Below are 23,935 nucleotides of genomic sequence, written 5' to 3' on the forward strand. Positions count from 1 at the left end.
CCGGCGCCGATCGGAGGCCTCTTTCCCCGGTTCTCATAAGGTCCGCGAATTTTACCGGTTGATTGGACCGGCGGTCCAGAATATCGATTGGTAAGAAAAAATGACCGCAGTCGGCATGCGCGGGCTGTGCACCGGGGAGGTGCCGAATGTTTCATCAACTCGTCGAACCCGTCAGCGGCAGCCTTGCGCTCTCTTTTCTGGTGGCTGCGGTTCCTATCGCGATCGTGCTCATATTGTTGGGTGTCCTGCGGCGGCCGGCCTGGCAGGCTTCGGCCGGAGGATTGATCGTGGCGCTGGTGCTGGCGGTGACGGTCTGGAAACTGCCCCTCCGTCTCGGACTGGACAGCATCGCAGCCGGCGCCACGTTCGCCCTGTGGCCTGTCATGTGGATCGTCTTCAACGCGCTGGTGCTCTACAATGTGGCCGTGAAATCCGGATGCTTCGATGCATTCAGGAACTGGCTGGTCGTGCATCTCCCCAATGACCGCCGCGTCGTCCTGGTGGTGATCGGTTTCTCCTTCGGCTGCCTTCTGGAAGGGGTGGCCGGTTTCGGCACGCCGATAGCGATTACCAGCGCCCTGCTGATCGGACTCGGCTTTCCGGCGATCGAGGCTCTGGTCTTCACGCTCATCTTCAACACGGCGCCCGTTGCCTTCGGCGCGCTGGGCGCACCGGTGACGACGCTCGCGGCCGTCACCCAGCTTCCGGACCAGATGCTGGGGGCGATGATCGGTCGACAACTGCCCGTCATTGCGCTGCTTCTGCCCTTCTATGTGATCGTCGCTTATGGGGGGCTACGCGCGCTGCGCGGTGTGTGGCCGGTGCTGCTGGTGGCAGGAGGATCGTTCGGCATCGCCCAGTTCCTGTCCGCCAACTATCTCGGCTATGCCCTGACCGACGTGCTGTCCTCCCTGATCTCGCTGGCCGTCACGCTGGGGTTCGTGCGGATATGGCGGATGACTCCCGATCCGGCTTTCGCGCTCGCCATTCCTCCCCAGACGGTTGCAACCCGGGCGAACGGGGTGGGGACGTGGCGGGGCTGGACGCCCTGGTTGGTATTGTCCGTCACCGTCATCGTCTGGCTCCATCTGAAGCTGCCGCTCCTGGGGCAGGTGCAGGTGGAATGGCCTGGGCTACACAACGCGGTGTTCATCACCACTTATGGAAAGCCCTATGCCGCGGTCTGGTCCTTCCAGCCGCTCGCCGCGGGCACCGCCATATTGCTTGCCTCGGCCATCACCTGTCTTCTGGTCGGGCTGGGCGCGGCGGAGTTCGGGCAGGCGATGTTACGGTCGTTCCGACAGGTGAGGCTGCCGGCCATCACCACCATGCTGATCGTCGGACTCGCCTATCTTATGAACTATTCGGGCATGGCCTACACGCTGGGCGTGGGGATCGCGTCGGTGGGGGCGCTGTTCCCGCTGGTTTCGGCTTTTCTGGGGTGGCTGGCGGTGTTCCTGTCGGGCAGCGACACCTCCGGCAACGCCTTGTTCGGCAATTTGCAGGTGGTTGCCGCGCGGCAGCTCGACCTCAGTCCGATCCTCATGGCGGCGACCAACTCCTCCGGCGGCGTGATGGGCAAGATGGTCTCGCCGCAGAATATCTGTACGGGAACCGTCGTCACCGATCTGAGCGGCAGGGAAGGGGAAGTCCTGGCGCGGACCTTCAAGCACAGCATTGCACTGACATTGCTGCTGGGTCTGCTGGTGCTGCTCCAGCAATATCTGTTCCCCGCGATCATCCCCCACCCGTGACAGAGCCGCTTATGGATGGCGGGCGGAGGCGGAATCATCGGTGTGGCTTGGTCATGCGCAGAGAAATGCAGGGGCCGCGCGATCGGAGGCATCGGATGTCCATGCCGGTTCTGGCTGTTGTGATCGAGGAAAGCCGCAAGCCGCGCGCCGCTTGGGAACGACGAATGCCACGGCGAGTTGGTGTTCCGGGAGCGAAGCATATCGTCCGGTGAGGCTGAGACCATCCGCTCCATTCCGGGATGGAGACGAGGATGGCGGGAGGAGAAGCGGTCGGCACCGGTGTGGCGGGGCTCGACGATATCATGACCGGCGGCTTCGAGAATGGCCGCGTCTTTCTTCTCGAAGGCCATCCCGGCACCGGCAAGACGACGATCGCGCTCCAGTTTCTGTTGGCGGGCGCGGAAGCCGGGGAGACCGGGCTCTATATCACGCTGTCGGAGACGGAAGACGAGTTGCGGGCCAGCGCGCGGTCGCATGGCTGGTCGCTGGAAGGAGTCGACCTCTACGAGCTGGCGCCGCCGGAGAGCATTCTCGACGAAGGGCAGCAGCAGAGCCTGCTCTATTCCTCCGATCTGGAACTCGGCGAGACGACCAGGCGCATCTTCGAGGCGTTCGAGCGGATAGCGCCGAGGCGCGTCGTGCTCGACAGCCTGTCGGAGATCCGGCTGCTTGCGCAGGGCTCCTTGCGTTATCGACGCCAGATTCTGGCGCTCAAGCATTATTTCGCAGGACGTGGCGCGACCGTGCTTCTGCTCGACGACCTCACCACCGACCATGCCGACAAGACCGTGCACAGCATCGCGCATGGCGTCCTCATGCTGGAGGAATTGTCCCGCGATTACGGTGCCGAGCGGCGCCGGCTGCGTATCACCAAATATCGCGGGCGCAAATATCGCGGCGGCTATCACGATTTCGTGATCGAGACCGGCGGCGTCCATGCTTTCCCCCGCCTGATCGCCGCGGAGCACGAGACGGGCTTTGAGCGCCATCCTATCTCGACGGCCATTCCCGCACTCGACGCCCTGCTCGGCGGAGGGGTCGACCGTGGCTCCAGCGTCCTCATTCTTGGACCTGCGGGGACAGGCAAATCGTTGCTGGCGCTCACGTTCGTGGCGGCGGCGGTGGCGAAGGGCGAAACAGCGGCGATGTTCGTGTTCGACGAGGAGCTGGACCTTCTCATCAATCGCGCGCGCGGGCTCGGCATCGACATGCAGGCGATGGTGGATGCCGGGATGCTGGTGATCGAGCAGGTGGACGCCGCCCAATTGTCGCCGGGCGAACTGTCCGAACGGGTGCGGCGCTCCGTCGAGCAGCGGAACGCGCAGACGGTGGTGATCGACAGCCTCAATGGATACCAGACGGCGATGCCCCAGGAGAATGCGCTGGTGCTCCACATGCACGAGCTTCTCCAATATCTGAACCGGCAGGGTGCCACGACCTTCCTGACCGTCGCCCAGCACGGCCTTTTCGGCGATATGAAGTCACCGGTCGATGTCACCTATCTCGCCGATACCGTGATCCTGCTGCGCTATTTCGAGGCCCAGGGGCGGGTACGCCGGGCGATATCGATCGTGAAGAAGCGCACCGGTTCTCATGAGGACACGATCCGCGAATATCGCATCGGCTCGGAGGGGATCATCCTCGGCGAGCCGCTCACCGCATTCCAGGGCGTGCTGCGCGGCGTGCCCGCGCTGGTCGGCGACGTTCCGAAGCTGCTCGAGGACCCGCGTTGATCCCCGCATTCTCCGAGCGGGCACTCGTCCTTGCCCCGATGGGACGCGATGCGGGCATCGCGATGGGCATTCTCGCCGAAGCCGCGATCAACGCGGTCCAGTGCGCTACCGTCGAGGCGCTTGTCGAAGGCATGGAACGCGGGGCCGGCTTCGGGCTGGCCACGTCGGAAGCGCTGGAGAGCGCCGATCTCCATCATCTGCGCGCCTGGATCGACAGCCAGCCCGAATGGTCGGACTTTCCCTTCATCCTGCTCACCCGGCGCGGTGGCGGCCTCGAGCGCAATCCCGAGGCGAGGCGCCAGCTCGAGGTCCTGAGCAATGTCGCCTTTCTCGAGCGGCCCTTCCATCCGACGACCCTGATCAGCCTGGCCCAATCGGCGCTGCGAGGCCGCCGTCGCCAATATGAGGCGCGTGCGCGATTGCAGGAGCTTCATGCTCTCGCGGGCTCCCTCGAACGGCAGGTCGAGCAGCGCACGGCGGATCTGCGCCGCAGCGAGGCGCGGCTCCGGGCGATCTTCGAAACCAACTACCAATATCAGGGCCTTCTCGCGCCCGACGGAACGGTGCTCGATGCGAACAGGACGGCCCTGGAAGGCATCGGCGCGACGCTGGTCGACGTGGTCGGCAGATATTTCTGGGAAACGCCCTGGCTGACCGGCGCGGCCGGAATGAAGCAGGCGATGCGGCGGGCCGTCGCAAGAGTCGCGGCTGGCGAGACCATCCGTCAGGAAGCCACCGTCCCGCTCCCTACGGGGCTACGCATATTCGATTTCGGCATGCGTCCCGTGCGGGGGCCGGACGGCAGTGTCATATCCATCGTTCCGGAGGCGGCCGACATCACCGAGCGCCGCCAGGCGGAAGAGGCTCTCCGTCAGGCGCAAAAGCTGGAGGCCATGGGCCAGCTCACCGGCGGCGTCGCCCATGACTTCAACAATCTGCTCACCCCGATCGTCGGCGGGCTCGACATACTCCAGCGGAGCTGCCTCGGCACCGACCGGCAGCGTCGGCTCATCGACGGAGCGATCCGGTCCGCCGAGCGCGCCAAGGTGCTGGTCCAGCGGCTGTTGGCCTTCGCCCGGCGTCAACCACTCCAGCCGACCGCGGTCGACGTCGCGAGTCTGGTGAAGGGCATGGCCGATCTCGTCGCCACAACCACGGGCCCGCAGATCAGGGTCATGACCTCCGCCCCGGACGATCTGCCTCCCGCCCATGCGGACGCCAATCAACTCGAAATGGCGATCCTGAATCTCAGCGTGAATGCGCGCGACGCCATGCCGGAAGGCGGCACGTTGCGGATCACGGCGTCCGAGGAGTGTCTGGAGCCAACCCACCAGAGCCGATTGCCGGCCGGGCGCTACATCCGGCTCTCGGTGGCCGACACGGGTACGGGCATGGACGAGGAGACGCTGGCCCGGGCGATCGAGCCCTTCTTTTCAACCAAAGGCGTCGGCAAGGGCACGGGGCTCGGCCTGTCGATGGCACATGGGCTCGCCTTGCAGCTCAACGGAGCACTGACGATCTCCAGCAAGCCGGACTATGGCACGAACATCGATCTCTGGCTCCCGCTCGCAAGACAGCCGGTCAGGCGGGACGAAAGGAACATGCCGTCGACGGCGGAGCATCAGGAGGGGGTTGCCCTGCTGGTCGACGACGAAGAGCTGGTCCGGGCCAGCACCGCGCATATGCTGAGTGAGATCGGCTATGCGGTGGTCGAAGCGGGCTCGGCCGAGGAGGCTCTGGCGCTCGTCGATCAAGGGCAGCCGTTCGATGTGCTCGTGACCGATCATCTGATGCCGGGGCTTTCGGGCGTCGACCTGGTGCGCACATTGCAGCTCCGAAGGCTCGAAGCGCCTGCGCTGATCATCTCCGGTTATGCCGACGCCGCGGATATCGCGCCCGATCTGCTGCGGATCACCAAGCCGTTCCGTCAGGAGGAACTCGCAGCGGTTCTGAGCAGGATCGTCGCTTCTGGCTAGCTTCGTATGATCGGGCTCGGGGGAACTACCGCGATACAAACGTGGGGACGTGACTGAAAGCCCTCCGGCGAGACGGCCTCAGTCGCCGTGCGAGGCGGGCAGGAAACGCTGCGACAAGCCATGATAGAGGCGCTCGCGCGAAATGGTCGATGCCGCGACTTCGGCGATCAGCGCGGTCGCGAGGAGGGGCATCATCAATCCGCGGCTGCCGGTCGTCTCGGAGATGATAATGACGGAGGTCAGCGGCGCCCGCACGACTCCGGTGAAATAGGCCACCATCCCGAGCAGCACGATGGCGCCGGTGGGCTCGGCGGGGAACAGCGCGTGGATGCCGTTGCCGAGCCCCGCGCCCGTGGCCAGCGTCGGCGCGAAGATGCCTCCGGGCAGGCCCGCGGCGGCGGTCGCGAGGGTCGCCACGAATTTGGCGGGGCCGAACCACAGCGGGGCATTGTCACCGGCGATGATGCCGCGTGCGGCCGAATAGCCCGTGCCCCAGGTCAATCCGCTGGCGATGCCGACGCCTGCGACGATGAGGCCGCAGGCTGCGGCGAAGAGGATGGGCCGCCCGCGCGACAGCATGCGCGTGCCGCCTCGCGACAACCACAGCGTGGCACGCGAGAACAACGCCCCGGTGATCCCGCCCGCGATGCCAGAGAGCGGCGCCACCACCAGCGTCGAGCGCAGCGACAAGGTCTGCCCGACCACGCCGAAATAGACATAGTCGCCCGCGAGCCCGAGGCTGATCATGCCCGCGATCAGCACGGCGGTCATCACCAGCAGCGTCATGCGCTGCTCATAGGCGGCGGCCAGTTCCTCGATGGCGAAGGCGACGCCGGCCAGGGGCGTGTTGAACGCCGCTGCGACGCCGGCCGCCGCTCCGGCGACGAGCACGGATGCGCGCACAGGCACGCGCATCAGTCGATGGGCATAGGCCATCACCGTCGCGCCGACCTGCACCGTCGGTCCTTCGCGGCCGACGGAGGCGCCGCAGGTCAGCGCGCCGGCCGTCAGGATCACTTTCAGGATGGCGGTCCGGGCGGAAGCCAGCGCGCCGGTCGCCCGCTCGGGATCGGCCTTGGCGGCGATGATCTGGGGAATGCCCGATCCGCCCGCCGCGGGCGCCAGCCGCGCGGTCAGCCATGCGATGGCCGCGAAGCCCGCCGGGGTCAGCAGCAGGGGTAGCCACCATATCCGCATGACCGTTCCGGCGAACAGTTCGCTGGCCATGTCGGCGATCCGTGCGAACAGGATGGCGACGAGCCCGACCGCCACGGCGCCACCGAAAATGGCGGTGCGCCGCCGCCACGAGTGCGAGGTGGGGCCGTGCCGGCGGAGCAATATCTTTCCGCGGCGGGCATGATGGCGGATGGGGGCCTGTTCGGAAGGGCTGGTCATGTCGCCCCGTCTCTAGCGGGAGACGATCAGGCTCGCATCCTTTCTGTGACAGGTCCATCCGCCGAAGCCGCCGGCCCCTTCCGGGAGGCCGGGCGGGCGGCAGGCAGATCCAGCCCCGTCAGCCCATCGAGCGACCAACGCCCGCCACCCAGCGCGATGAGCGGCAGCAGCAGCCCGGCCCAGCTCAGATGCGTCGGCCAGGCATCGGGATAGACGAAGATCTCGATCACGCTCGTCATCCCGAACAGGGCGAGCGCGGCGGGGCGGGTGAACAGGCCGAGCACCAGCAGGATCGGGAAGAGATGCTCCGAATAGGCCGCGACATGGGCGGCGATCACCGGGTCCATGAAGGGCAGGGCATAATCGGTGCGGAAGAGTTCGTAGGTGGAATCGGTGATGGTCAGCAGCCCTTCCACCTTGGTCCGCCCGGACTGGAAGAACACCGCCGCGATGCCGAGACGGGCGACGAGCAGCAGCAGGTCTTGCGGCAACAGGCGCGCGGCGAGGCGGCCGGCATGGCGATAGACGCGGATCGGCGAGAGCATGGCGGTTCCCTCTTCGGACGATAGGAGCGTCCCGCCGCTGCCCGGCGGACGGCGGCGGGTACGCATGGCTCAGGCCTTGGGGGTGAGCGAGCCGAAGCCCTTGGGCGTCTTGATGCTGGTGCAGGTGCCGGCCTTCACCAGCTTCCACGCATTGCCCTGATAGTTGACTTTGGAGGTGCCCGCGCAGGTGGTGCCGGCGCCGGCCTTGCATTCATTCTTGCCGGCGAGCGCCACGCCGTAGCATTTTTCCATCGGGGCCTTGCCGGCGTCGGCGGCATGGGCCGCGCCCGCCGCGAAGGTGAGCGCGAGGGTGGCGGCGAGAGCCGCGTGAGTCTTGGTCATGGCGTTCCTCAGTCGAATGCCTCTCGCGCGGCGGCCGCCTGTGGGGGATGGCCGGCCGCCGCACGGTGACCGCGGGGAGGCGTGGGGGTTCCGGGTCACGATGGGGTTACGCGGCGGTCCCCTGGCCGGTTACAGGGGCCGCTCGAGGAAAAGTTCGGCGGACCGTGTAACCGCCCGCCCGTGCGGCGCGTAGCCCTTGCCGGAGGGCGAATGCAGGCCGGCGAGGAACAGCTCAAGGCATGGATGGTGGCGGGGCTCGACGGCGATGCCGCGGGCCATGCCTGCCTGTTGCGTGCGCTCGTTCCGATGCTGCGCGGATTTTATCGTCGCCGGTTGCGCGGTGCCGAGGATGATATCGAGGATCTGGTGCAGGAAACATTGATCTCGGTGCACACCAAGCGTGAAAGCTATGACCGGGATCGCCCCTTCACGGCCTGGCTCTACGCGATCGCGCGCTATCGCCTGATCGATCATTATCGCCGCCGGAAGGTCGTCGTGCCCATCGAGGATGTCGAGGCGATCCTCGTCGCCGAGGGGTTCGAGGAAGCGGCGTCGGCGCGGATGGACGTCGATGCGCTGCTCTCGACGCTCTCCCCCAAGCAGGCGCGCGCGATCCGCCATACGCATATCGACGGGCTCAGCGTCTCGGAGGCGGCGGCGCGCGCCGGCATCGGCGAATCCGACGTGAAGGTTTCGGTGCATCGCGGCCTGAAGGCACTGGCCGCCCGCCTGCGCGGGGAGGATCGGCGATGAACACCGACGATCTCATCCGGACGCTGAGCCGGGACGTGCCCCGCGTGCCGCGCCGCGTGCTGGCGCGGCGGCTGGCGATCGGCATGGCCGGCGGCGGGATCGTCACCATGATCCTCGTCACCGCCATCCTCGGAATCCGGCCGGACCTGCGCGTGGCGATGCACGGCTTCTCCTTCTGGATGAAGTGGACCTACACCCTCTCGCTGGGCGTCGGCGCGATCTTCGCGGTGTCCCGGCTTGCACGGCCGACTCCAGTGTCGCTGCGCTGGCTCTGGCTGCTGGCGGTGCCGGTGCTGCTGCTCGCCGGCATCGGCATCGGGGAGCTGGTCGACACGCCCTCTCGCGACTGGCTCGCCATGTGGCTGGGCGGGAGCTGGAAGGTCTGCCCATGGCTGGTGTTGACGCTCGCGATGCCGATCTTCGTCGGCCTGCTCTGGTCGTTCCGGCGGATGGCGCCGACGCGGCTGCGTGCCGCCGGAGCGGCGGCCGGTCTCGCGGCGGGCGCGTGGGCTGCGACGATCTACTGCCTCCATTGCCCGGAGGTGTCGGCCCTCTTCGTGCTCACCTGGTACAGCCTCGGCATCGTGCTCGCGGCCGGCGTCGGCGCGCTGATCGGCCCGAAGCTGATGCGCTGGTGAGCGCTGTAACCGGGCCGGCGTCGGCGGCGTAGGAGGGGAGCCATTCCGGCACATCCTTTCGGGAGAGACCAAGATGACCCCTTCGAAGACCGCCGTCAGCTTCGCCGCCGCCGCCGCGCTCATCGCCCTTTCGGGCGCGAGCATCTCCAGCCCGGCGCTCGCCAAGGGGGCCAAGGTTGCGGCCTGCTATGGCGTCAACGCCTGCAAGGGTCAGTCGGACTGCAAGTCCGGCAACCATGACTGCAAGGGCCAGAATGATTGCAAGGGGCAGGGCTTCAAGGACCTGACCGCCAAGGCCTGCGCCGCGCAGGGCGGCAGCCTGACCGCTCCGGCCAAGTGATCCCTCGGGGGCCGGCCCGCGCGGCCGGCCCCTCCTCAAGGAGGCCTGGCATGTTCGACCGGCACCAGTTCGGCCTCGGCCTGCGCAAGCCGCATTATGGCGATTTCCTTGACGGCGATGCGGCGGTGGCCGTCGATTTCGTCGAGGTGATCTCGGAGAATTTCATGGTCGACGGCGGCCGCCCGCTCGACGTGCTGCGACGCGTGCGCGAACGCCACCCCGTGGCACTCCACGGCGTGTCGATGTCGATCGGCTCGGCGGACGGGCTGGACGCGGACTATCTCCGCCGCCTGTGCGCGCTGGCCGATGCGGTCGACCCGCTGTTCGTCTCCGACCATCTGAGCTGGTCGCGGATCGAAGGCTTCAACTCGCACGACCTGCTGCCGCTGCCCTATACCGGCGAGGCGCTCGACACGGTGTGCGCCAATATCGCGCACGCGCAGGACGTGCTGGGCCGCGCCATGCTGATCGAGAATCCGTCGAGCTATATCGCCTTCGCCGGCGAGATGAGCGAGTGGGAGTTCCTCGATGCGCTGTGCGCGCGGACGGGCTGCGGGCTGCTGCTCGACGTGAACAACATCGTCGTCAGCGCGAGCAATCATGGCTTCGATCCGATCGCCTATCTGGACGGCATCCCCGCCGCGCGGGTGCGGCAGATCCATCTCGCAGGGCACAGCCAGGGCGAGGCGCTGCTGATCGACACGCACGACAAGCCGGTGCCGCATACGGTCTGGTCGCTCTATGCGGCGGCGCTCGACCGGCTGGGGCCGGTCGCCACCATGATCGAGCGCGACGATGCCATCCCGCCGCTTGGCGACCTGCTCGCAGAGTTGGACATTGCGCGCGGCATAGCCGGCGTGGATTTGCGAAAGGCGGCGGCATGAGCCTGCTGGCGCTCCAGCGCGATTTCCGGGGCTGGCTCGCGACGGAGGATGCCGGCGTCGCCGCGCGCTTCGGGGAGCCCGCGCAAGCCGGCCTCGCCGTCTATCTCAACAATTATCGCGGGCAGTTGATGGCGTGCCTCTCGGAGAGTTTCGAGACGGTGCGGGCATGGATCGGGGATAACGCCTTCGAAGGCGCCGCCGCCCTGCATATCGACCGCCTGCCGCCGCATAGCTGGACGCTCGATGCCTATGCGCTCGATTTCCCGGAGACGCTGGACCGGCTCTACCCGGAAGACCCCGAGGTCGGCGAACTGGGGCGGCTGGAGCGCGCGCTGGGGTTGGCCTTCGTCGGGCCCGACGCCGCGCCGATCGAACCCGCGAGCCTCGACGGGATCGACTGGGACCGGGCTGTGCTGCGCCTCGTGCCGACCTTCGCTTCCTTCTCGGCGGCGACCAACGCCGGCGCGATCTGGTCGGCCCTGTCCGGCGGGGCGCAGCCTCCGGCCGCCAGCCTCCTGCCGCAGCCCGCGTCGATCATGGTCTGGCGTGCCGGGTTCGCGCCAGCCTTTCGGACGCTGGAGGCCGCCGAAGCCGAGGCGCTGGCCCTCGTGGCGGAAGGACGGGACTTCGGCGCGCTGTGCGCCAGCCTCGTCGCGCGCTTTGGCGAGGAGCAGGGGCCGGCTCTGGCGGGCGGATTCCTCGGGCAATGGCTGGCCGACGGGCTGATCGCCTCCGTTTCGTGAAGTAAGGGATTCGGGGCCCCCACGGGGGGGCTGCACCTTCCAGCAGGTGCGGCTATGCCCGGTGCCGCGCCCCGGATTCCTTCTGGCGGCTGCGATGGGCGGCGACCTTGGCGCGATTGCCGCAGACGCTCATGCTGCACCAGCGGCGCGCATGGCCGCGGGTGTGATCCGCGAAGAGAAGCGTGCAGCTCTGCCCCTGGCAGGCCTTCACATGGGTGAAGTCCTCCTCCACGACGGCGCGGGCCAGCGCCTCGCCGATGGGGATGAGCAGCGATTCCGGCGAGCGCCAGCGGCGGGCTGTCTCCAGCGTCAGACGCCCCCTTTCGTGCGACACGATGCGGTCATAGGCCTCGTCGCGCTCCAGCAGGCGGTTGAGCGGCGCGAGATCGGCGATCGCATCGGCCGGCAGCGGCTGGCCCATATGGCTCTTCACGAAACCCCGGAACCATTCGCGCAGGTCGCGGGCCTGATCGGCGACGCGATCCAGCTCGCCCGGCATGGCCCGCTCCGTCAGCTCATCGAGCTGGCGGTCCGGCACCAGACCGGCCTGCCGCAGCCAATCGACCAGCCCCGCGCCATCGCGCAGCCAGTCGACCGCCTCCTCCGCCGGCGTGGCGATCGAGTTGAGGAAATCAATCCCCCGGGCGTCGGCAATGAAGAAGGCGGGCATGTTCGCAGCCATGGTGTCGCAATCCGTCGATGATCCTTGTCCGATCGATGTAACCATCAAAATGGCAATTGACAAGTTACAATACGAGTCGTAACCATCATGCCGTCGCTTGGATGGTTTCATCATCCGGCTGTCATCGAGGAGGGTCCGGCATGGCCGCGCATCGCAGGATTGTGGCGTTCGCCCGGAACGCCTGGGCCCATGGGTTGGAAGGGCGGAGCGTGGAACCGGCGAAGCATCCGGTCCATTCTCTGCATGGAATCCCGGCGTTCGCGGCGAGGCTGATCGAGGCCGCGCTGCCCGATCTGGGTTTCCTGCTCATGTGCGGAGCGCTTCTCGTCCAGTCGCGTCCCCGGATGATCCGGGGCTTTTGAGGCCGGTTCGCCGCGAAATTTGAAACCCTATTAGTTGGGTAATGGAAGTTAGTTCGTTAGGGCAAGGTGCCCCGGTCGCTCATTTGCAAGCAGGAGGAATGCGATGATTGCCAACACATACCGCACCGTCGACGTGGACGGGATCGAGCTGTTCTATCGCGAAGCGGGGACGGCGGGTGCGCCCAAGCTGCTCCTGCTCCATGGCTTCCCCAGCTCCAGCCATATGTTCCGCGATCTCATCCCGCTGCTGGCGGATCGCTTCCATATCATCGCGCCGGACCTGCCGGGCTTCGGCCAGTCGGGCGATCCCAAGGTCAACAGCTTCGATTCCATCGCCGACACGATCGAGCGCTTCACCGAGATCGTCGGCTTCGATCGCTTCATCGTCTATGTGTTCGACTATGGCGCGCCGACCGGCTTCCGTCTGGCGATCCGCCACCCGGAGCGTGTCGCCGGCATCATTTCCCAGAACGGCAATGCCTATGTGGAGGGGCTGAGCGACGGCTGGAACCCGATCCGCGCCTATTGGGAGGATGCCTCGCCAGCCAATCGCGACGCGCTGCGCATGATGCTGAAGCCGGAGACGACCTACTGGCAATATGCGCACGGCGTGGCCGATCCTGCGGCGATCTCGCCCGACGGCTACACGCTCGACGATCATTATCTCGCGCGGCCGGGCGCGGACGACGTGCAGCTCGACCTGTTCGGCGACTATAAGAGCAATGTCGCGCTTTACCCCGCCTTCCAGGACTATTTCCGCACGCACAAGCCGCGCTTTCTGGCGGTGTGGGGCAAGAACGACCCCTTCTTCCTGCCGCCGGGGGCCGAAGCCTTCCATCGCGACATTCCCGAGGCGCGGGTGACCTTCCTCGACACCGGCCATTTCGCGCTGGAGACGCACGCCGCCGAGATCGCGGCGGAGATCCGCGGCTTCTTCGCCTGACCTCCCCCCGGGGCGCGGGCTTCTCCCCCCGGCTCGCGCCCACCCCCCCATCGTTTCAGGAGACGATCATGCGCGCCATCGTTCTTGACGGTTTCGGCGGCCTCGAAGCCCTTTCCTATCGCGACATTCCGGAGCCGGGGCCGCTCGCCGGCCATGTGGTGATCGAGATCAAGGCGTTCGGCATCAACCATGCCGAAATGCACATGCGGCGTGGCGAATGGGCCGAGGCCGCGCCGGTGTCGGGCATCGAATGCGTCGGCATCGTCAAATCCTGCCCCGGCGGCGAATTTCCGGTCGGCGCCAAGGTGGCGGCGCTGATGGGCGGCATGGGCCGCACCATCAACGGCAGCTATGCGGAGTTCACCCGCGTGCCGGTCGGCAATGTCGCGCTGATCGAGGCGGATCTGCCCTGGGCGGAGTTGGCGGCCATCCCCGAAACCTATGCGACCGCCTGGACCTGCCTGTTCCGCAACCTCGAGCTTCGGGCGGGGCAGTTGATCGTCATCCGGGGCGCGACCTCCGCCTTCGGTCAGGCTGCGGTGAAGCAGGCGGTGAACGCCGGCGCCCGCGTGATCGCCACCACCCGCCAGCAGGAGCGCTTCGCGATGCTGGAGGCGCTGGGCGTGGAGCGCTGCGAGATCGAGCGGCCGGACCTGTCGAAGCATATCGCCGAGGCCGGGGAGATCGACGCCGTGCTCGATCTGGTCGGCAACAGCGTGGCGCTGGATTCGCTGGCGATGTTGCGCCGGGGCGGCCGCTCGTGCCTGGCCGGCTGGCTGGGCGGGCTCGATCCGATCCCGGATTTCAACCCGCTGCTCCAGATGGCGAGCGGCGTCTATCTCACCTTCTTCGGCAGCTTCGTGTTCGGCACGCCGGGTTTCCCGCTCTCCGACGTGCCGCTGGGCGAGATCGCGCGCGATGCCGCCGCCGGCCGGCTCGACGTCAGGCCGAAGCGCGTCTTCGGCTTCGAGGAGGTGCCGGAAGCCCATCGGCTGATGGAGGCCAATGCCGCCGGCGGCAAGATGGTCGTCGTCCTTTGACGGCCTCCCCGGAAGGCCGGCGGAGGCGGACTCAGCCGGCTTTCCGGGCCTCCCGGCGATATTGCGCGGGCGTCGCGCCCATATGCTGCTTGAAGGCGCGCTGGAACGCCGCCTCGGACTGATAGCCGACATCCTCGGCGACTGCGCCGGTCGAGGCGGAGGAGGTGCGTAGCTGGTTCGCCGCGATCGTCATGCGGATGCCGGTGAGCAGGTCGGCCGCCGAGCGCCCGAGGCTCTGCTGGAACTGGCGGATGAAGGTGGCGCGCGACATGGCGCAGAGCGCCGCCAGCTCCGGCAGCGTCCAGGCGCGGGCAGGCTCGTTGAAGAGCGCGGTGAGGGCAGGGGCCAGCCGGGGATGACCGGCCAGCGCGAGCAGCCCGTCCGGCGCCCGCTCAGCCTCGCTGGCGAGGCGCAGCACCAGCGCGAAGGTGGCGGTCGAAAGCGCGTCCAGCATGGCGCGGCCGCCGAGATTCTCGCTCGCGGATTCCAGCCGCATCAGCCCGACCAGGCTCGCGAGCTGCGCGCTCGTTCCCGGCCGCGCGGTCGCGGCGGTGTGCTCGCCCGCACTGACCACCAGCTGCGCCGGCAGATAATCTCGGATCAGCCGCTCATGGGCCGCGGACAGCTTGAAGCGCCCGCACAGGATGTCGAGCCGCTCGCCCGGCCCCTCATTCTCGTCGATCGTCAGCGTGAGGCCGTGGCGCTTGTGCGAGGGCGCGGGCTCCGCGCCGCTGCCGTCGTTCAGGATGTGCGCGGAGCCATGCGGCAACAGCACGATATCCCCGGCCGTCAGCCTGCGTGACGGCGCGCCGGACGGATCGTCCAGCGTCGCCGATCCGGCCAGCACGATATGATAGGGGATTTCGCCCGGCCCGGCCGGCTCGAAGGCGAGCTGCCACGGCGCGCCGAAGAAGCAGCGATGCTCGACCCTCCCACTGACCGGCACCAGCGCGAGCAATCGGCTCAGCCAGTCGGTTGCGTCAGCCATGCTCAACTCCATCGATGATACGATGGAGCATATTATTGAGCCTATGGCGAATTAGCAATCTCGCCTTGTGGGTTCATACGACACTCAACGTCCGAACGGGACGCCTCAACAGCAAGGAGTGTCATCATGTCTCGCATTGCTACCCCCGCTCTCGACACCGCGACCGGCGCGACCGCCGAGGTCTATGCCCAGATCCGGAAGGCCGCCGGCAGCGTGCCGAACACCTACGCCGCCATAGGCGCCCATGGCCCGGCGGCGCTCAAGGCGGTGCTGGCCGCCGAGGGTGTGCTCGCCTCCGGCTCGCTCGACAAGCAGGATCGGGAGACGATCAAGCTGCTGGTGAGCGCGGTCGCCGGCTGCGACTATTGCGTCGCCGCGCACAGCCTGCTCGGCAAGATGACGGGCCTTTCGCAGGATGCGCTGAAGCATATCCGCGCCGGAGAGCCGACCGGCGACGCGAAGCGCGATGCGCTGATCCGCTTCGTGAAGCTGCTCGCCGGCACCAGCGGCACGATCGCCGCCGAGGAGTTCGCCGCGATCAAGGGGGCCGGCTACACCGATGCGCAGATCGTGGACATCAGCCTCGCCATCGCGCTGACCGGGTTCACCAACGTCTTCAATCGCATCAACGACACCGCGATCGATTTTCCGGCGGTCGACTGACCAGCCGGACGAGCGCCGCCCTTCCTGCCCCCCTCCCCGGGGCGGCGCTCCCCCCTTCATCGTCACGCCCGCAACAGGAGGACATCATGAACTTCATCGTTGATATGCTCGGCCGCTCGGGTCTGCTCCGGCGCGATCTCGATTATCATCTGCTCCGTGCCGCGATGGTGATCATCTTCGCATGGTTCGGATACGACAAATGGTTCGAGGCGGAGATCAGAGGGCTGCTGCCCATCATCACCCATGGCCCGTTTATCTTCTGGACGATCCCGGTCCTGGGCATTCGCGGCACCGCCATTTTCCTCGGCGCCTCGGAATGGACCTTCGGCACGCTGCTGTTCCTGGGGTTCTGGAACAGGAAGGCCGGCATATTGGGTGCCCTCGGCTCGACCTTCACGTTCATCGCCACCGTTACGGTCCTGCCGTTCGTTCCCGATGCGTGGGACGCCGGCGCCGGAGGGTTCCCCGCGATGACGATCAATTCGGCCTTCCTGCTGAAGGATCTCGTCCTGCTGGTCGTCTCGGTCTATCTCCTCAAGCAGGATGTCGGGCGACTGATCGAGGCGCGGGAGGTCCGTTGACCTCCTCTCGCCCCCGATCCGCCGCTCGTTTCCCGGCTCAGCTATCGAAGGTTTCGGCCAGATAGGTGATCAAGGCCCGCGCCGACGGCTTGGCGGCGCGGGCTGCCGGGAACACGGCATGCATGTCGAGGCGAGCAGCGCGCGGGGCCATCTGAAGAGCTTGCGCGCCGTTTCGATCGAGCAGCGGACTTTCGCTGCCATGGTCGGCCAAGCCGATCCTGAGGATGTCAACTCCATCGCCTGTCAGCGGCAAAAGGCAGCGTGGTGCTGGCCATAGCTCACCCTGCCGACATTGTGTGGCCGGCTTAGGGACGATCAGCAGTCGTGCGCGTGAAGGTGACGCCTTCCTTTGCCCACGCGGCCTCGCTCTGGCAGCGCAATTTTCCGTCGACGGCAATTTCTCTGATGCAATAGCTGCCGCCTCTCGTGATCCAAACCTTCAGGCCCTTCGTCATAATCGGGCCGTCATCATCATCATTTCTCTTCGCCTGACTTGCGTCATTCTTATTCGCTTTGGCCTCGCCGCTTGGCGAGACGGCGTGCCCTTGTTGGGCCGCGCGGCATCTGGATGCGCCGTCTCTTCCAGCATCACAGTCAGGCCTTGGGGCGGTGGTCGCAACAGGCCGTGCCTCCGCCCTCAAAGGCGCGGGCAGCGTGCCGATCGAGGCAAACGCCGGAACAAGCAAAAGGTGGATGCGGCGGAATTGCATCGAGATCCTCCAGGGTTTGCTCTTGCGAATGCGGGAGATGCAGGCCGGGGGCGTTTCATGAGGGAAGCATCGAGCCATGCCTTATGGCAACATATGTAGATTTAAGAGTCAAGCCGGATCGAGGGAAGTTTCCTCGATCCGATATCAACGAACCAATCGAGGCTCGAGTGAATGGGTTTGGCGAGGGAAGTCAGAGGCTTGGGCGCTTCGTCGCCGAGCCATGCTAACCAAGCTGGTTGCGATTTGCGGCCTCTGGGCCTTCTTCTCTAGTATCGCCAGCCGGGCTTCGACATCACGACGCCCGGGAAAAGCCGGCCATGCCAACGCGCGACGGCGAGAATGGTCGTCAGCTCGATCGCCAGCGTAATGGTTTCCAGGAATACGGGCGCGGCATCGAGAAGCAGCACCGTCATGAAGACGGCAAGCGTCGCCGTGACCGCCGCCATCAAGGCGCCCATACTGACGACGCATGGCCAGTCGCATTCCACCAGAGCCCAGGCAAGGCGAAGATGGGCGACGCCGAGCAATAGCCAGAGGGTCAAGAGAGACGGGGCGGCAGCCATGTGGGCCGTGATCCAATACGGCCCCTGCGCGTTGGCGGCGGCCAGCGTGCCATAGAGACCCGTCGGCCCCGTGAAAAAGTCCGGAAAGCCTATGGCGCACAGGCATTGCAGGGCCGCCATCGGGATCAGCACCCCTAATGCGAGAGCGTAGTTCGCAAGAACAAAGCGCCCTTCCTCGGTGACCGGCATCTCTCGCCAGGCGGCTATCAAGCAGCCGGCCGCGAAAGGCAGCGCCCTCCCGTCTTCGAGGGCGACCGCGAACTCCCCTTCCATCGCCCATGCCCATTCGCGGCGGCTTTCGCCGAAGCAGCGCGCGGCCAGGTGCATCATCGTCCTTGGCAGGACGGCCGTCATGCGAGGGAGGCCTTCAAGGGAAGAACGGTCGTGTGGCTGGCCGTTTCCTGCGCGAGGATGATCCCTGCGGCCGTCAATCGATAAGCATGGCGCGCAGGCCGGCCGGGTTGCGCCGGCTCACGCCATTCGGCTTCCACAAGCCCTTGATCCGTCATCCGCATCAGCAGCGGATACAGCGTGCCCGACTGGAGACCTGTCTCCTTCATCAAGTCATAGCCATGGCGCCATTGCTGGGCGCGAACAGCCAGCGCCTGCAGGAGCAGGAGCATTTGCTTCGATGGTCGCCGGTTACGAGCCATGTCGCCATCCAACATATGTAGAATAGATAGTCAAGACGAACTCGATAGGCGCCCCGTCATGCGGCACCGGCGATTCAGCCCTCCGCGCTGCCGTCGACGTCGAACAGCGTCTTATATTGCCGGGGTTGCGAACGGAGATACTGCTCGGGGGCATGAATGCGGCTGCCGAGATGCGCGGCGGCATGCCAGGGCCAGCGCGGATTGTAGAGCATCGTGCGCGCCAGTGCGATCAGGTCGGCATCGCCGGTGCCGACGATGGCTTCGGCCTGATCGAAGTCGTTGATGAGCCCCACGGCGACCACCGGCATGGCGACGGCTGCCTTCACCTGGCGGGCGAGCGGGACCTGGTAGCTCGGGCCGACCGGAATCCGCTGACGCGGATCAAGGCCACCACTTGAGACATGGATGGCCGCGCAGCCGCGCTTTTCGAGTGCCTGCGCGAACGCGACCGTCTGCAGGATGTCCCAGCCGCCTTCCACCCAGTCCGTACCCGATACCCTGACCGTAACCGGCTTCTCCGCGGGGAAAGCCTCGCGCACCGCATCGAAGACCTCGAGCGGGAAACGCATCCGGTTCCCCAGACTCCCGCCATAGGAGTCATCGCGCTTGTTGGAGAGAGGGGAGAGGAACTGGTGCAGCAGATAGCCGTGTGCGCCATGGATCTGCACGGCATCCAGGCCAAGCCGTGCCGCCCGTCGCGCGGCATCGGCAAACCCGCGCCGGATGCGGGCGAGGCCGGACGTGTCGAGCGCCACGGGCGCGTGCTCCCCGTCCTGGAAGGGCAGAGCGGAAGGCGCCATCGTTGGCCAGCCGCCGATCGCGTCGGGCGGGAGCTGGGCCCCGCCCTTCCAGGGCACCTCGGTCGAGGCCTTCCGGCCGGCGTGCCCGAGCTGGATCGCGATCCCGATGCTTGAATGGGCCCGGATGCTGTCGAGCGTGCGCCGCATGGCCTCTTCGCAGTCGTCGTTCCAGAGCCCGACGTCGGCGTAGGTGATCCGCCCCTCGGGCTCGATCGCGGTCGCCTCGATGGTCAGGAGACCCGCGCCGGACAGGGCGAGTTGGCCAAGATGGATCAGATGCCAATCGGTCATGCAACCGTCGATCGCGGAGTACTGGCACATCGGCGCGATGACGATGCGGTTGGCCAGCGTGAGGCCACCGACGGTGATCCGCTCAAACAGTCGGCTCATGCTCATGCCCTTTCCGATCCGGCGGCTCGCGAAGCGCGGGCTGCTGCACGACGTCGCATCATACGGACTGCCGGGCCTTCGGTCTTCCCCGTTGGGCAGGCGGAGGTTGCGATGATCACTTTCGTCGATCGCATGGCGCGCCGCGTTTCCGGTTGCCCGGATGGAACGAGGTTTCGCTGGCGCTCGAGGATTTTGTGGTGGCGGGTGAGGCACCCATCGCTAGTCTGGGCGCGCGAGCAGGCGGCGCGTCGATTTACGAACGACGCGCCTCTCTGCGGACCCTCCCGGAGTTCCGATTGTTGGGGAGGCATCAGTACGGGAAGAATATGATGGCGAAGCGGGACAGATCGAAAGACGACAACGACTCCGGAAAACCGACCGCGAGCATGATCAAGCCGGCCGTGGGGATCGCGGCGGGAGCGGTCGTCGGTTCAGCCGCGATCGCGGCGGCGCTCATTTTCTCCGGGCGTCTCAGGAATCCCTTTGTCGACGCACCCTCCCAGAGCGGCCGTCGCGGCTTCTTCAACCGGTCACGCAAGGCGCCGGCCGCGTTCGCGAGCGATGCCGGCGCGGAGGGCGCTCTCGCCCCGATCCGGGATGCGGGGCCGGAGAATATCCGGGACCCGGAGCCCGGTCGCGAATGGAGCCGTGAGGACCAGGCATCGGACGAATCCTTCCCGGCCAGCGATCCGCCCGCGCGCTGATCAATCCTGTCCGGCAGGGCCGAGCGGTTCCGGCGGGCTTTCTATGATGAGGGCCCGCAACGGCCCGACGGCAAATCGGAACCCCGACGGCGGCCGGTAGCGCTGGCCGGTGTGCGCTTCGAAACCTTCCGCAAGCTCGCGATCATCAACTCGCCGGAAAATTGGCCCCCGAGGTCGCGGGAGAAGACGAAACTGCGTCCATTATCGACGATCAACGGCCCGATTTCCGAGCCGTTGGCGTTTACGTCCGGCCCGAAGCGGTATGCGCGTCGCCAGCTACCGCCTTTACGTTCCACCATGAAAAGACCCTCTGAGGTCGAGAGTATCCCCCATCTGCCATCGGGCGCCGGCTCGAACTCATATTCCGCACCGGCTGAATTCAGGCCGGCGCCGGCATTCTCGACCTTCCAACGGCCGTTGGCGGTTGGCCGCGCTCGCCAGATGTCGTCCTTCCCGAACCCTCCCGGGCGGCGCGAGCCGAAATAGAGCCACCCGTCCGACGCCGGTCGGGGAAACCACTCCGCTTCCGTGGAATTCACCGGCGCGGGCAACCGCTCGATCGCGGTCCACGCTCCTTCAGCCGTTCGCCGCGCTCGCCAGATGTCGAGGTCTCGGCTCAGGTGTGCACCGGTGGCTCGCGTCGAGATGAAATACAGACTTCCGCCATCGGACGAGAACCATGGGTCTGCCTCGATTCCCTCGGCGGAGATCGGCGCGGGTTGCGGAACGCCGAGTTGACCGCCGCCGCACCGCGAAACCCACAGACGCCAGCCCGCGAAATTCCGATCGCTCCTGACGAACCATATGTCGCCCGTCCGCGGGTCGCGCGCGGGATGCGACTCCCAGGCTGAACTGGACAGGGCCGGTTGCGCCCACCGCGAAACCGGATGGACCTCTTCGGTGCTCGCCGTGCCGACGAGTGCACCAAGAAGGATCGTTGCTGCCATCAGCGAGGACGGCGCTGCCATAGCTTGCCCCCATCCAAAACCATTTGTCCGGGACGGACCAGAGAAGGTCTTACCGAACTGGCGCTTCTATCAGAAGCGATACCCCCCAACTCCACTCCAACCGCGCGACAGGTCTCCTGCCGGGATCATCGCGTGCTCGCGCTCGACGGGGCCATGATATGTCTTGGAAGTTGGGCCGGAGGTCAGCCGAAACGGAGCGCGCCGGTCAGATCACCGGGTGGCGGGCCTCCCGCCGCGATCATCGCGCGCTCGCGCTCGATCAGGCCGGGGAGCTTCTGCAAGCCCCAGCGCCGGGTGATGAAGCGCGCGATCGAGCCTGTGTCGTAGATGGTGTGATCGACCTCGCCATGGCGGGCATGGGGCGAGATGATGAGCGCGGGGATGCGCGTGCCGGGCCCCCAGCGATCCCCCTTGGGCGGCGCGACATGATCCCACCAGCCGCCATTCTCGTCGAAGGTGACGACGACGAGCATCTTCTCCCACTGCGGGCTCTTGCGCAGTGCGTCGATCACTCGGGCGATGTGGCGATCGCCGGCGTCCACGTCGGAATAGCCGGCGTGCATGTTCAGATTGCCCTGCGGCTTGTAGTAGCTGACCGACGGCAGCGTCCCCGCCGCAACGTCCGCAAGGAAGCGATTGGTGCGCGGCGTTTCGCCCATGCCGCCGTCGCGCAGCCGCTTGGCCCGCTCGGCGGTGCCGGGGGCGAACTGCTCGAAATAATTGAACGGCTGGTGATGCGGCTGGAAATTGGGGCGCGACGGAAACTCGCCATCCTCGCCATGGCCCGCCATCGCCGCACCCCAGCCGCCCGCATACCAGGCCCACTCGACGCCCTTCGCGTTCAGCATGTCGCCGATGGTCTTGTGCTTCTGGGGCACCAGCGTGTGCGCGCTCTGCCAGTTGGCGTAGCCCGGCCGATCGGGGTCGAGTTCGAAGGTGGGCGCATAAGGCGGCAGCATCGTGTTCACCGCCCAGAAATCCGGCGAGATCGTGTTGGGCACGAAGCGGACCGGGCCATCCATGGCGCTCGGCGCCGAGTGAACGGTCTGCTTCGGCCGGATGCCTTTGGGGTCGCTGCCTTCCAGTTCGACGATGCGCCCCCTGGCCGGGCTCTTGTCGGCATCCGGATAGAAGGGTGGCCGCGCCGCGATCAGATATTGATGGTTGAGATAGGAGCAGCCGAAGGCCCCCATGAAGAAGTTGTCGCAGAGCGCGAACTCGCGCGCGATCTGCCACAGGCGGAGATTGGCGGACGCATCTCCATAATGGCCCATGACGAGCGCGCCACTGTCTCCCCAGGCGACGAATCCGTCATTCCTCCCGCCGTTGATCTGGAGTTGGTTGTTATAGAAGGCGTGAATGAGGTCGCGGGTGACGAGCCCGTGCGGCAGAGGGTCACCTTCCGGCGTCGCGAGCGCGAAGGGGCCGTTGGGGATCGGCCCCAGTGCGTCCGGGCCAATCTGATATTCGCGGTGCTCGACCACCTGCTTGTCGGGGACGAGGCCCTCCCAGATCTTGGGCAGATGCTCGAGCACGCGGCCGTCGCGATCCCGCTGTAGCGTGCGCTCTCGCGGCATCGCCGAGAGCGGTTGCTCAAGGCCGGGAAAGTCCGCGAACAGGTTGTTGAAGCTGCGGTTCTCCGCGTAGATCACGATGACCGTATCGATATGCGCGCGCAAGTCCGCATCGCTGGCGGCGCGAAGATGCGATGATCTCCCGTGCGCCGGCCCGGCCTCCGCCGGCGATCCCATCGTGGCCGCGCCAACGGCCGCGGCCATGCTGCCGAGCAGCAACCGCCGATCGGGATTTTCGGGTCGATCATCGGAATCGCGCGTCTTCGTCATGACCTGCTGGTAGCGGTTGCCGACGGTCCATGACAATTATGTTACAGGTTTGGCTTCTGTTGCACAAAGCGAGCGGACAAGCGGCAGCGCTTACCAGCGCGAGTGTCGCCCCCTGTAGGGCGGAGGCCTTGGCTCGTGTTGGCGATCGAAGCTCGCTGTTAGCTGATTTTTGGCGCACTCTTGGTACGCACGATCACATAATGATCGCGGTCAGTAAGACCGAACCAGCAAACTCCCCAGCTTCCGGCGATTCCACGAAATTTGATCACCGGTTCATTTCGCTGAAGACTGAACCAAATCAGGCGCGGTGGTCTGTAAGACTGACCCATCGGCATTCGGCCATCGGACGAGTGCTGCGGGGCAGATAGGGAAGAGTGGACGACGTGAATGTAGAGCGCGCCGTAGGGCGACAGCAATGCACCTGAGCCTTTCATTCTCGGGGCCACAGCCCACGTACCCAATTGCGGCCTGCACACTCTTACGCCGCCCCACCCATCGATTGCTGCGCACGAACGTCCGGGATGGGGACTTAGCGGTCGTTCCCACGCGACATGCCGAATGACCGGTTTCGTCAGGAGCGAGCGTTCAGCGATTACCTAGCTTGCATTGCAGAACGACAGAAACAGGGCCCTCAGGCTAGCGGGCCGACGTTGGTCATCAATTACGACCTGATCCGGTAGGCATCCAAAATGCTACTCGCCGGCGATCGGTCCTTCGTCCCAGCGCGGCCGAACGTCCACGAATAACTCGCGGACGGTCTGCGCCGTCGCCGAGAAACCGTCTGGCGAGGGCAACACAGACCGGCCAAATTCTCTCAGCCGGCCGTCGAACACGACTAGGTAACCAATGTTCACACCCAGCTGACCCATGTAGTGGCGCAACTGCAACTCGCCTTTGGAGGCGTAGTCGCTCGAGTAACTCCCACCACACATCTTTAATTC

At 66.4% G+C, this 23,935-nt stretch carries 27 protein-coding genes; 14 read left to right on the top strand and 13 right to left on the bottom strand.

Annotated features, from left to right (window positions below; translation table 11 throughout):
• The first annotated feature begins 146 nt into the window (after positions 1–146).
• The 3 genes from ST3T6A_RS0110025 to ST3T6A_RS0110035 all read left to right on the top strand — a co-directional run bounded on the left by ST3T6A_RS0110025 (position 147) and on the right by ST3T6A_RS0110035 (position 5,463).
• Positions 147–1,754, top strand: coding sequence for an L-lactate permease (locus tag ST3T6A_RS0110025; protein WP_019832783.1), 1,608 nt, complete (start codon positions 147–149; stop codon positions 1,752–1,754).
• 251 nt (positions 1,755–2,005) lie between these two features.
• Positions 2,006–3,487 (top strand): ATPase domain-containing protein, encoded by a 1,482-nt coding sequence (locus tag ST3T6A_RS0110030; RefSeq protein WP_019832784.1) that lies wholly within the window; start codon positions 2,006–2,008, stop codon positions 3,485–3,487.
• A gap of 38 nt (positions 3,488–3,525) precedes the next feature.
• The gene (locus ST3T6A_RS0110035) at positions 3,526–5,463 is read left to right on the top strand and encodes an ATP-binding protein (RefSeq protein WP_019832785.1); all 1,938 of its coding nucleotides are present in this window, start codon (positions 3,526–3,528) and stop codon (positions 5,461–5,463) included.
• A gap of 78 nt (positions 5,464–5,541) precedes the next feature.
• Here ST3T6A_RS0110035 and ST3T6A_RS0110040 read toward each other — a convergent pair whose 3' ends face one another.
• The 3 genes from ST3T6A_RS0110040 to ST3T6A_RS0110050 all read right to left on the bottom strand — a co-directional run bounded on the left by ST3T6A_RS0110040 (position 5,542) and on the right by ST3T6A_RS0110050 (position 7,745).
• On the bottom strand, positions 5,542–6,858 hold the full coding sequence (locus ST3T6A_RS0110040) for a chloride channel protein (RefSeq protein WP_026359590.1): 1,317 nt from the start codon (positions 6,856–6,858) through the stop codon (positions 5,542–5,544).
• 26 nt (positions 6,859–6,884) lie between these two features.
• Complete coding sequence (locus ST3T6A_RS0110045; protein WP_019832787.1) at positions 6,885–7,403, bottom strand: DoxX family protein; 519 nt, start codon at positions 7,401–7,403, stop codon at positions 6,885–6,887.
• 69 nt (positions 7,404–7,472) lie between these two features.
• Positions 7,473–7,745 (bottom strand): BufA1 family periplasmic bufferin-type metallophore, encoded by a 273-nt coding sequence (locus ST3T6A_RS0110050; protein ID WP_019832788.1) that lies wholly within the window; start codon positions 7,743–7,745, stop codon positions 7,473–7,475.
• Between the two features lie 210 nt (positions 7,746–7,955).
• Here ST3T6A_RS0110050 and ST3T6A_RS0110055 point away from each other — a divergent pair, with 210 nt between their 5' ends.
• From ST3T6A_RS0110055 to ST3T6A_RS0110075, 5 genes are all read left to right on the top strand, one after another.
• Positions 7,956–8,498 carry a sigma-70 family RNA polymerase sigma factor gene (locus tag ST3T6A_RS0110055; RefSeq protein ID WP_019832789.1) on the top strand — a complete coding sequence of 181 codons (543 nt, stop codon included), beginning with the start codon at positions 7,956–7,958 and terminating at the stop codon, positions 8,496–8,498.
• On the top strand, positions 8,495–9,136 hold the full coding sequence (locus ST3T6A_RS0110060) for a DUF1109 domain-containing protein (protein ID WP_019832790.1): 642 nt from the start codon (positions 8,495–8,497) through the stop codon (positions 9,134–9,136). The genes ST3T6A_RS0110055 and ST3T6A_RS0110060 overlap by 4 nt, the downstream gene beginning before the upstream one ends.
• A gap of 73 nt (positions 9,137–9,209) precedes the next feature.
• The gene (bufA2, locus tag ST3T6A_RS0110065; RefSeq protein WP_019832791.1) at positions 9,210–9,476 is read left to right on the top strand and encodes a BufA2 family periplasmic bufferin-type metallophore; all 267 of its coding nucleotides are present in this window, start codon (positions 9,210–9,212) and stop codon (positions 9,474–9,476) included.
• Positions 9,477–9,526: 50 nt separating this feature from the next.
• Positions 9,527–10,360 carry an MNIO family bufferin maturase gene (gene bufB / locus ST3T6A_RS0110070; RefSeq protein WP_019832792.1) on the top strand — a complete coding sequence of 278 codons (834 nt, stop codon included), beginning with the start codon at positions 9,527–9,529 and terminating at the stop codon, positions 10,358–10,360.
• Positions 10,357–11,103, top strand: coding sequence for an HvfC/BufC N-terminal domain-containing protein (locus ST3T6A_RS0110075; RefSeq protein ID WP_019832793.1), 747 nt, complete (start codon positions 10,357–10,359; stop codon positions 11,101–11,103). The genes bufB and ST3T6A_RS0110075 overlap by 4 nt, the downstream gene beginning before the upstream one ends.
• Before the next feature lie 52 nt (positions 11,104–11,155).
• Here the strand turns inward: ST3T6A_RS0110075 and ST3T6A_RS0110080 are convergent, their stop codons facing one another.
• Positions 11,156–11,785 (bottom strand): CGNR zinc finger domain-containing protein, encoded by a 630-nt coding sequence (locus tag ST3T6A_RS0110080; protein WP_019832794.1) that lies wholly within the window; start codon positions 11,783–11,785, stop codon positions 11,156–11,158.
• 140 nt (positions 11,786–11,925) lie between these two features.
• On the opposite strand from ST3T6A_RS0110080, the gene ST3T6A_RS0110085 reads away from it, so the two are divergent.
• The 3 genes from ST3T6A_RS0110085 to ST3T6A_RS0110095 all read left to right on the top strand — a co-directional run bounded on the left by ST3T6A_RS0110085 (position 11,926) and on the right by ST3T6A_RS0110095 (position 14,130).
• Entirely contained in the window at positions 11,926–12,147 is a 222-nt protein-coding gene (locus ST3T6A_RS0110085) for a hypothetical protein (RefSeq protein ID WP_019832795.1), read from the top strand.
• Positions 12,148–12,250: 103 nt separating this feature from the next.
• Positions 12,251–13,090, top strand: a complete 840-nt coding sequence (locus ST3T6A_RS0110090; RefSeq protein ID WP_019832796.1) for an alpha/beta fold hydrolase — start codon at positions 12,251–12,253, stop codon at positions 13,088–13,090.
• Positions 13,091–13,158: 68 nt separating this feature from the next.
• Positions 13,159–14,130, top strand: a complete 972-nt coding sequence (locus ST3T6A_RS0110095) for a zinc-binding alcohol dehydrogenase family protein (protein WP_019832797.1) — start codon at positions 13,159–13,161, stop codon at positions 14,128–14,130.
• 31 nt (positions 14,131–14,161) lie between these two features.
• On the opposite strand, the gene ST3T6A_RS0110100 is transcribed toward ST3T6A_RS0110095, so the two are convergent.
• Positions 14,162–15,118: a cupin domain-containing protein gene (locus tag ST3T6A_RS0110100; RefSeq protein WP_019832798.1), complete on the bottom strand. Its 957-nt coding sequence runs from the start codon at positions 15,116–15,118 to the stop codon at positions 14,162–14,164.
• A gap of 126 nt (positions 15,119–15,244) precedes the next feature.
• On the opposite strand from ST3T6A_RS0110100, the gene ST3T6A_RS0110105 reads away from it, so the two are divergent.
• Entirely contained in the window at positions 15,245–15,781 is a 537-nt protein-coding gene (locus ST3T6A_RS0110105) for a carboxymuconolactone decarboxylase family protein (RefSeq protein WP_019832799.1), read from the top strand.
• Positions 15,782–15,867: 86 nt separating this feature from the next.
• Complete coding sequence (locus ST3T6A_RS0110110) at positions 15,868–16,362, top strand: YkgB family protein (RefSeq protein WP_019832800.1); 495 nt, start codon at positions 15,868–15,870, stop codon at positions 16,360–16,362.
• Between the two features lie 37 nt (positions 16,363–16,399).
• Here the strand turns inward: ST3T6A_RS0110110 and ST3T6A_RS21480 are convergent, their stop codons facing one another.
• From ST3T6A_RS21480 to ST3T6A_RS0110130, 5 genes are all read right to left on the bottom strand, one after another.
• Positions 16,400–16,573 (bottom strand): hypothetical protein, encoded by a 174-nt coding sequence (locus tag ST3T6A_RS21480; RefSeq protein ID WP_019832801.1) that lies wholly within the window; start codon positions 16,571–16,573, stop codon positions 16,400–16,402.
• 94 nt (positions 16,574–16,667) lie between these two features.
• Positions 16,668–17,072 (bottom strand): hypothetical protein, encoded by a 405-nt coding sequence (locus tag ST3T6A_RS21485; RefSeq protein WP_157602710.1) that lies wholly within the window; start codon positions 17,070–17,072, stop codon positions 16,668–16,670.
• Positions 17,073–17,338: 266 nt separating this feature from the next.
• Entirely contained in the window at positions 17,339–17,989 is a 651-nt protein-coding gene (locus ST3T6A_RS0110120; RefSeq protein WP_019832802.1) for a hypothetical protein, read from the bottom strand.
• Entirely contained in the window at positions 17,986–18,258 is a 273-nt protein-coding gene (locus tag ST3T6A_RS0110125; protein ID WP_019832803.1) for a PadR family transcriptional regulator, read from the bottom strand. Before ST3T6A_RS0110125 ends, ST3T6A_RS0110120 begins: the two co-directional genes overlap by 4 nt.
• 104 nt (positions 18,259–18,362) lie before the next feature.
• On the bottom strand, positions 18,363–19,484 hold the full coding sequence (locus tag ST3T6A_RS0110130; protein ID WP_019832804.1) for an NADH:flavin oxidoreductase/NADH oxidase: 1,122 nt from the start codon (positions 19,482–19,484) through the stop codon (positions 18,363–18,365).
• 320 nt (positions 19,485–19,804) lie between these two features.
• Between ST3T6A_RS0110130 and ST3T6A_RS21805 the strand changes: the two genes are divergently transcribed.
• Positions 19,805–20,182 (top strand): hypothetical protein, encoded by a 378-nt coding sequence (locus ST3T6A_RS21805; RefSeq protein WP_193378625.1) that lies wholly within the window; start codon positions 19,805–19,807, stop codon positions 20,180–20,182.
• Between the two features lie 41 nt (positions 20,183–20,223).
• Here the strand turns inward: ST3T6A_RS21805 and ST3T6A_RS21135 are convergent, their stop codons facing one another.
• The 3 genes from ST3T6A_RS21135 to ST3T6A_RS21975 form a co-directional block, all read right to left on the bottom strand.
• Complete coding sequence (locus tag ST3T6A_RS21135) at positions 20,224–21,129, bottom strand: TolB family protein (protein WP_162140524.1); 906 nt, start codon at positions 21,127–21,129, stop codon at positions 20,224–20,226.
• A gap of 203 nt (positions 21,130–21,332) precedes the next feature.
• Positions 21,333–22,994 carry an acid phosphatase gene (acpA, locus tag ST3T6A_RS0110140; RefSeq protein ID WP_026359591.1) on the bottom strand — a complete coding sequence of 554 codons (1,662 nt, stop codon included), beginning with the start codon at positions 22,992–22,994 and terminating at the stop codon, positions 21,333–21,335.
• A 692-nt stretch (positions 22,995–23,686) separates the two neighbouring features.
• A partial coding sequence (locus ST3T6A_RS21975) for a hypothetical protein (RefSeq protein WP_026359592.1) occupies positions 23,687–23,935 on the bottom strand: 249 nt, incomplete at its 5' end.

The sequence above is a fragment of the Sphingomonas sp. PR090111-T3T-6A genome (assembly GCF_000383095.1).
Classification (GTDB): Bacteria; Pseudomonadota; Alphaproteobacteria; order Sphingomonadales; family Sphingomonadaceae; genus Solisphingomonas.

Excerpts from the sequence above, each read along its gene's own strand:
- acpA (WP_026359591.1), bottom strand. The coding sequence starts at position 22,994 with ATGACGAAGACGCGCGATTCCGATGATCGACCCGAAAATCCCGATCGG.
- ST3T6A_RS0110075 (WP_019832793.1), top strand. The coding sequence starts at position 10,357 with ATGAGCCTGCTGGCGCTCCAGCGCGATTTCCGGGGCTGGCTCGCGACG.
- ST3T6A_RS0110055 (WP_019832789.1), top strand. The coding sequence starts at position 7,956 with ATGCAGGCCGGCGAGGAACAGCTCAAGGCATGGATGGTGGCGGGGCTC.
- ST3T6A_RS0110100 (WP_019832798.1), bottom strand. The coding sequence starts at position 15,118 with ATGGCTGACGCAACCGACTGGCTGAGCCGATTGCTCGCGCTGGTGCCG.
- ST3T6A_RS21805 (WP_193378625.1), top strand. The coding sequence starts at position 19,805 with ATGATGGCGAAGCGGGACAGATCGAAAGACGACAACGACTCCGGAAAA.
- ST3T6A_RS0110130 (WP_019832804.1), bottom strand. The coding sequence starts at position 19,484 with ATGAGCATGAGCCGACTGTTTGAGCGGATCACCGTCGGTGGCCTCACG.
- ST3T6A_RS0110030 (WP_019832784.1), top strand. The coding sequence starts at position 2,006 with ATGGCGGGAGGAGAAGCGGTCGGCACCGGTGTGGCGGGGCTCGACGAT.
- ST3T6A_RS21135 (WP_162140524.1), bottom strand. The coding sequence starts at position 21,129 with ATGGCAGCAACGATCCTTCTTGGTGCACTCGTCGGCACGGCGAGCACC.
- bufB (WP_019832792.1), top strand. The coding sequence starts at position 9,527 with ATGTTCGACCGGCACCAGTTCGGCCTCGGCCTGCGCAAGCCGCATTAT.
- ST3T6A_RS0110090 (WP_019832796.1), top strand. The coding sequence starts at position 12,251 with ATGATTGCCAACACATACCGCACCGTCGACGTGGACGGGATCGAGCTG.
- ST3T6A_RS0110125 (WP_019832803.1), bottom strand. The coding sequence starts at position 18,258 with ATGCTCCTGCTCCTGCAGGCGCTGGCTGTTCGCGCCCAGCAATGGCGC.
- bufA2 (WP_019832791.1), top strand. The coding sequence starts at position 9,210 with ATGACCCCTTCGAAGACCGCCGTCAGCTTCGCCGCCGCCGCCGCGCTC.
- ST3T6A_RS0110050 (WP_019832788.1), bottom strand. The coding sequence starts at position 7,745 with ATGACCAAGACTCACGCGGCTCTCGCCGCCACCCTCGCGCTCACCTTC.
- ST3T6A_RS0110095 (WP_019832797.1), top strand. The coding sequence starts at position 13,159 with ATGCGCGCCATCGTTCTTGACGGTTTCGGCGGCCTCGAAGCCCTTTCC.
- ST3T6A_RS0110120 (WP_019832802.1), bottom strand. The coding sequence starts at position 17,989 with ATGACGGCCGTCCTGCCAAGGACGATGATGCACCTGGCCGCGCGCTGC.
- ST3T6A_RS0110025 (WP_019832783.1), top strand. The coding sequence starts at position 147 with ATGTTTCATCAACTCGTCGAACCCGTCAGCGGCAGCCTTGCGCTCTCT.
- ST3T6A_RS0110110 (WP_019832800.1), top strand. The coding sequence starts at position 15,868 with ATGAACTTCATCGTTGATATGCTCGGCCGCTCGGGTCTGCTCCGGCGC.
- ST3T6A_RS0110040 (WP_026359590.1), bottom strand. The coding sequence starts at position 6,858 with ATGACCAGCCCTTCCGAACAGGCCCCCATCCGCCATCATGCCCGCCGC.
- ST3T6A_RS0110045 (WP_019832787.1), bottom strand. The coding sequence starts at position 7,403 with ATGCTCTCGCCGATCCGCGTCTATCGCCATGCCGGCCGCCTCGCCGCG.
- ST3T6A_RS0110105 (WP_019832799.1), top strand. The coding sequence starts at position 15,245 with ATGTCTCGCATTGCTACCCCCGCTCTCGACACCGCGACCGGCGCGACC.
- ST3T6A_RS0110085 (WP_019832795.1), top strand. The coding sequence starts at position 11,926 with ATGGCCGCGCATCGCAGGATTGTGGCGTTCGCCCGGAACGCCTGGGCC.
- ST3T6A_RS0110080 (WP_019832794.1), bottom strand. The coding sequence starts at position 11,785 with ATGGCTGCGAACATGCCCGCCTTCTTCATTGCCGACGCCCGGGGGATT.
- ST3T6A_RS0110060 (WP_019832790.1), top strand. The coding sequence starts at position 8,495 with ATGAACACCGACGATCTCATCCGGACGCTGAGCCGGGACGTGCCCCGC.
- ST3T6A_RS21485 (WP_157602710.1), bottom strand. The coding sequence starts at position 17,072 with ATGCAATTCCGCCGCATCCACCTTTTGCTTGTTCCGGCGTTTGCCTCG.
- ST3T6A_RS0110035 (WP_019832785.1), top strand. The coding sequence starts at position 3,526 with ATGGGACGCGATGCGGGCATCGCGATGGGCATTCTCGCCGAAGCCGCG.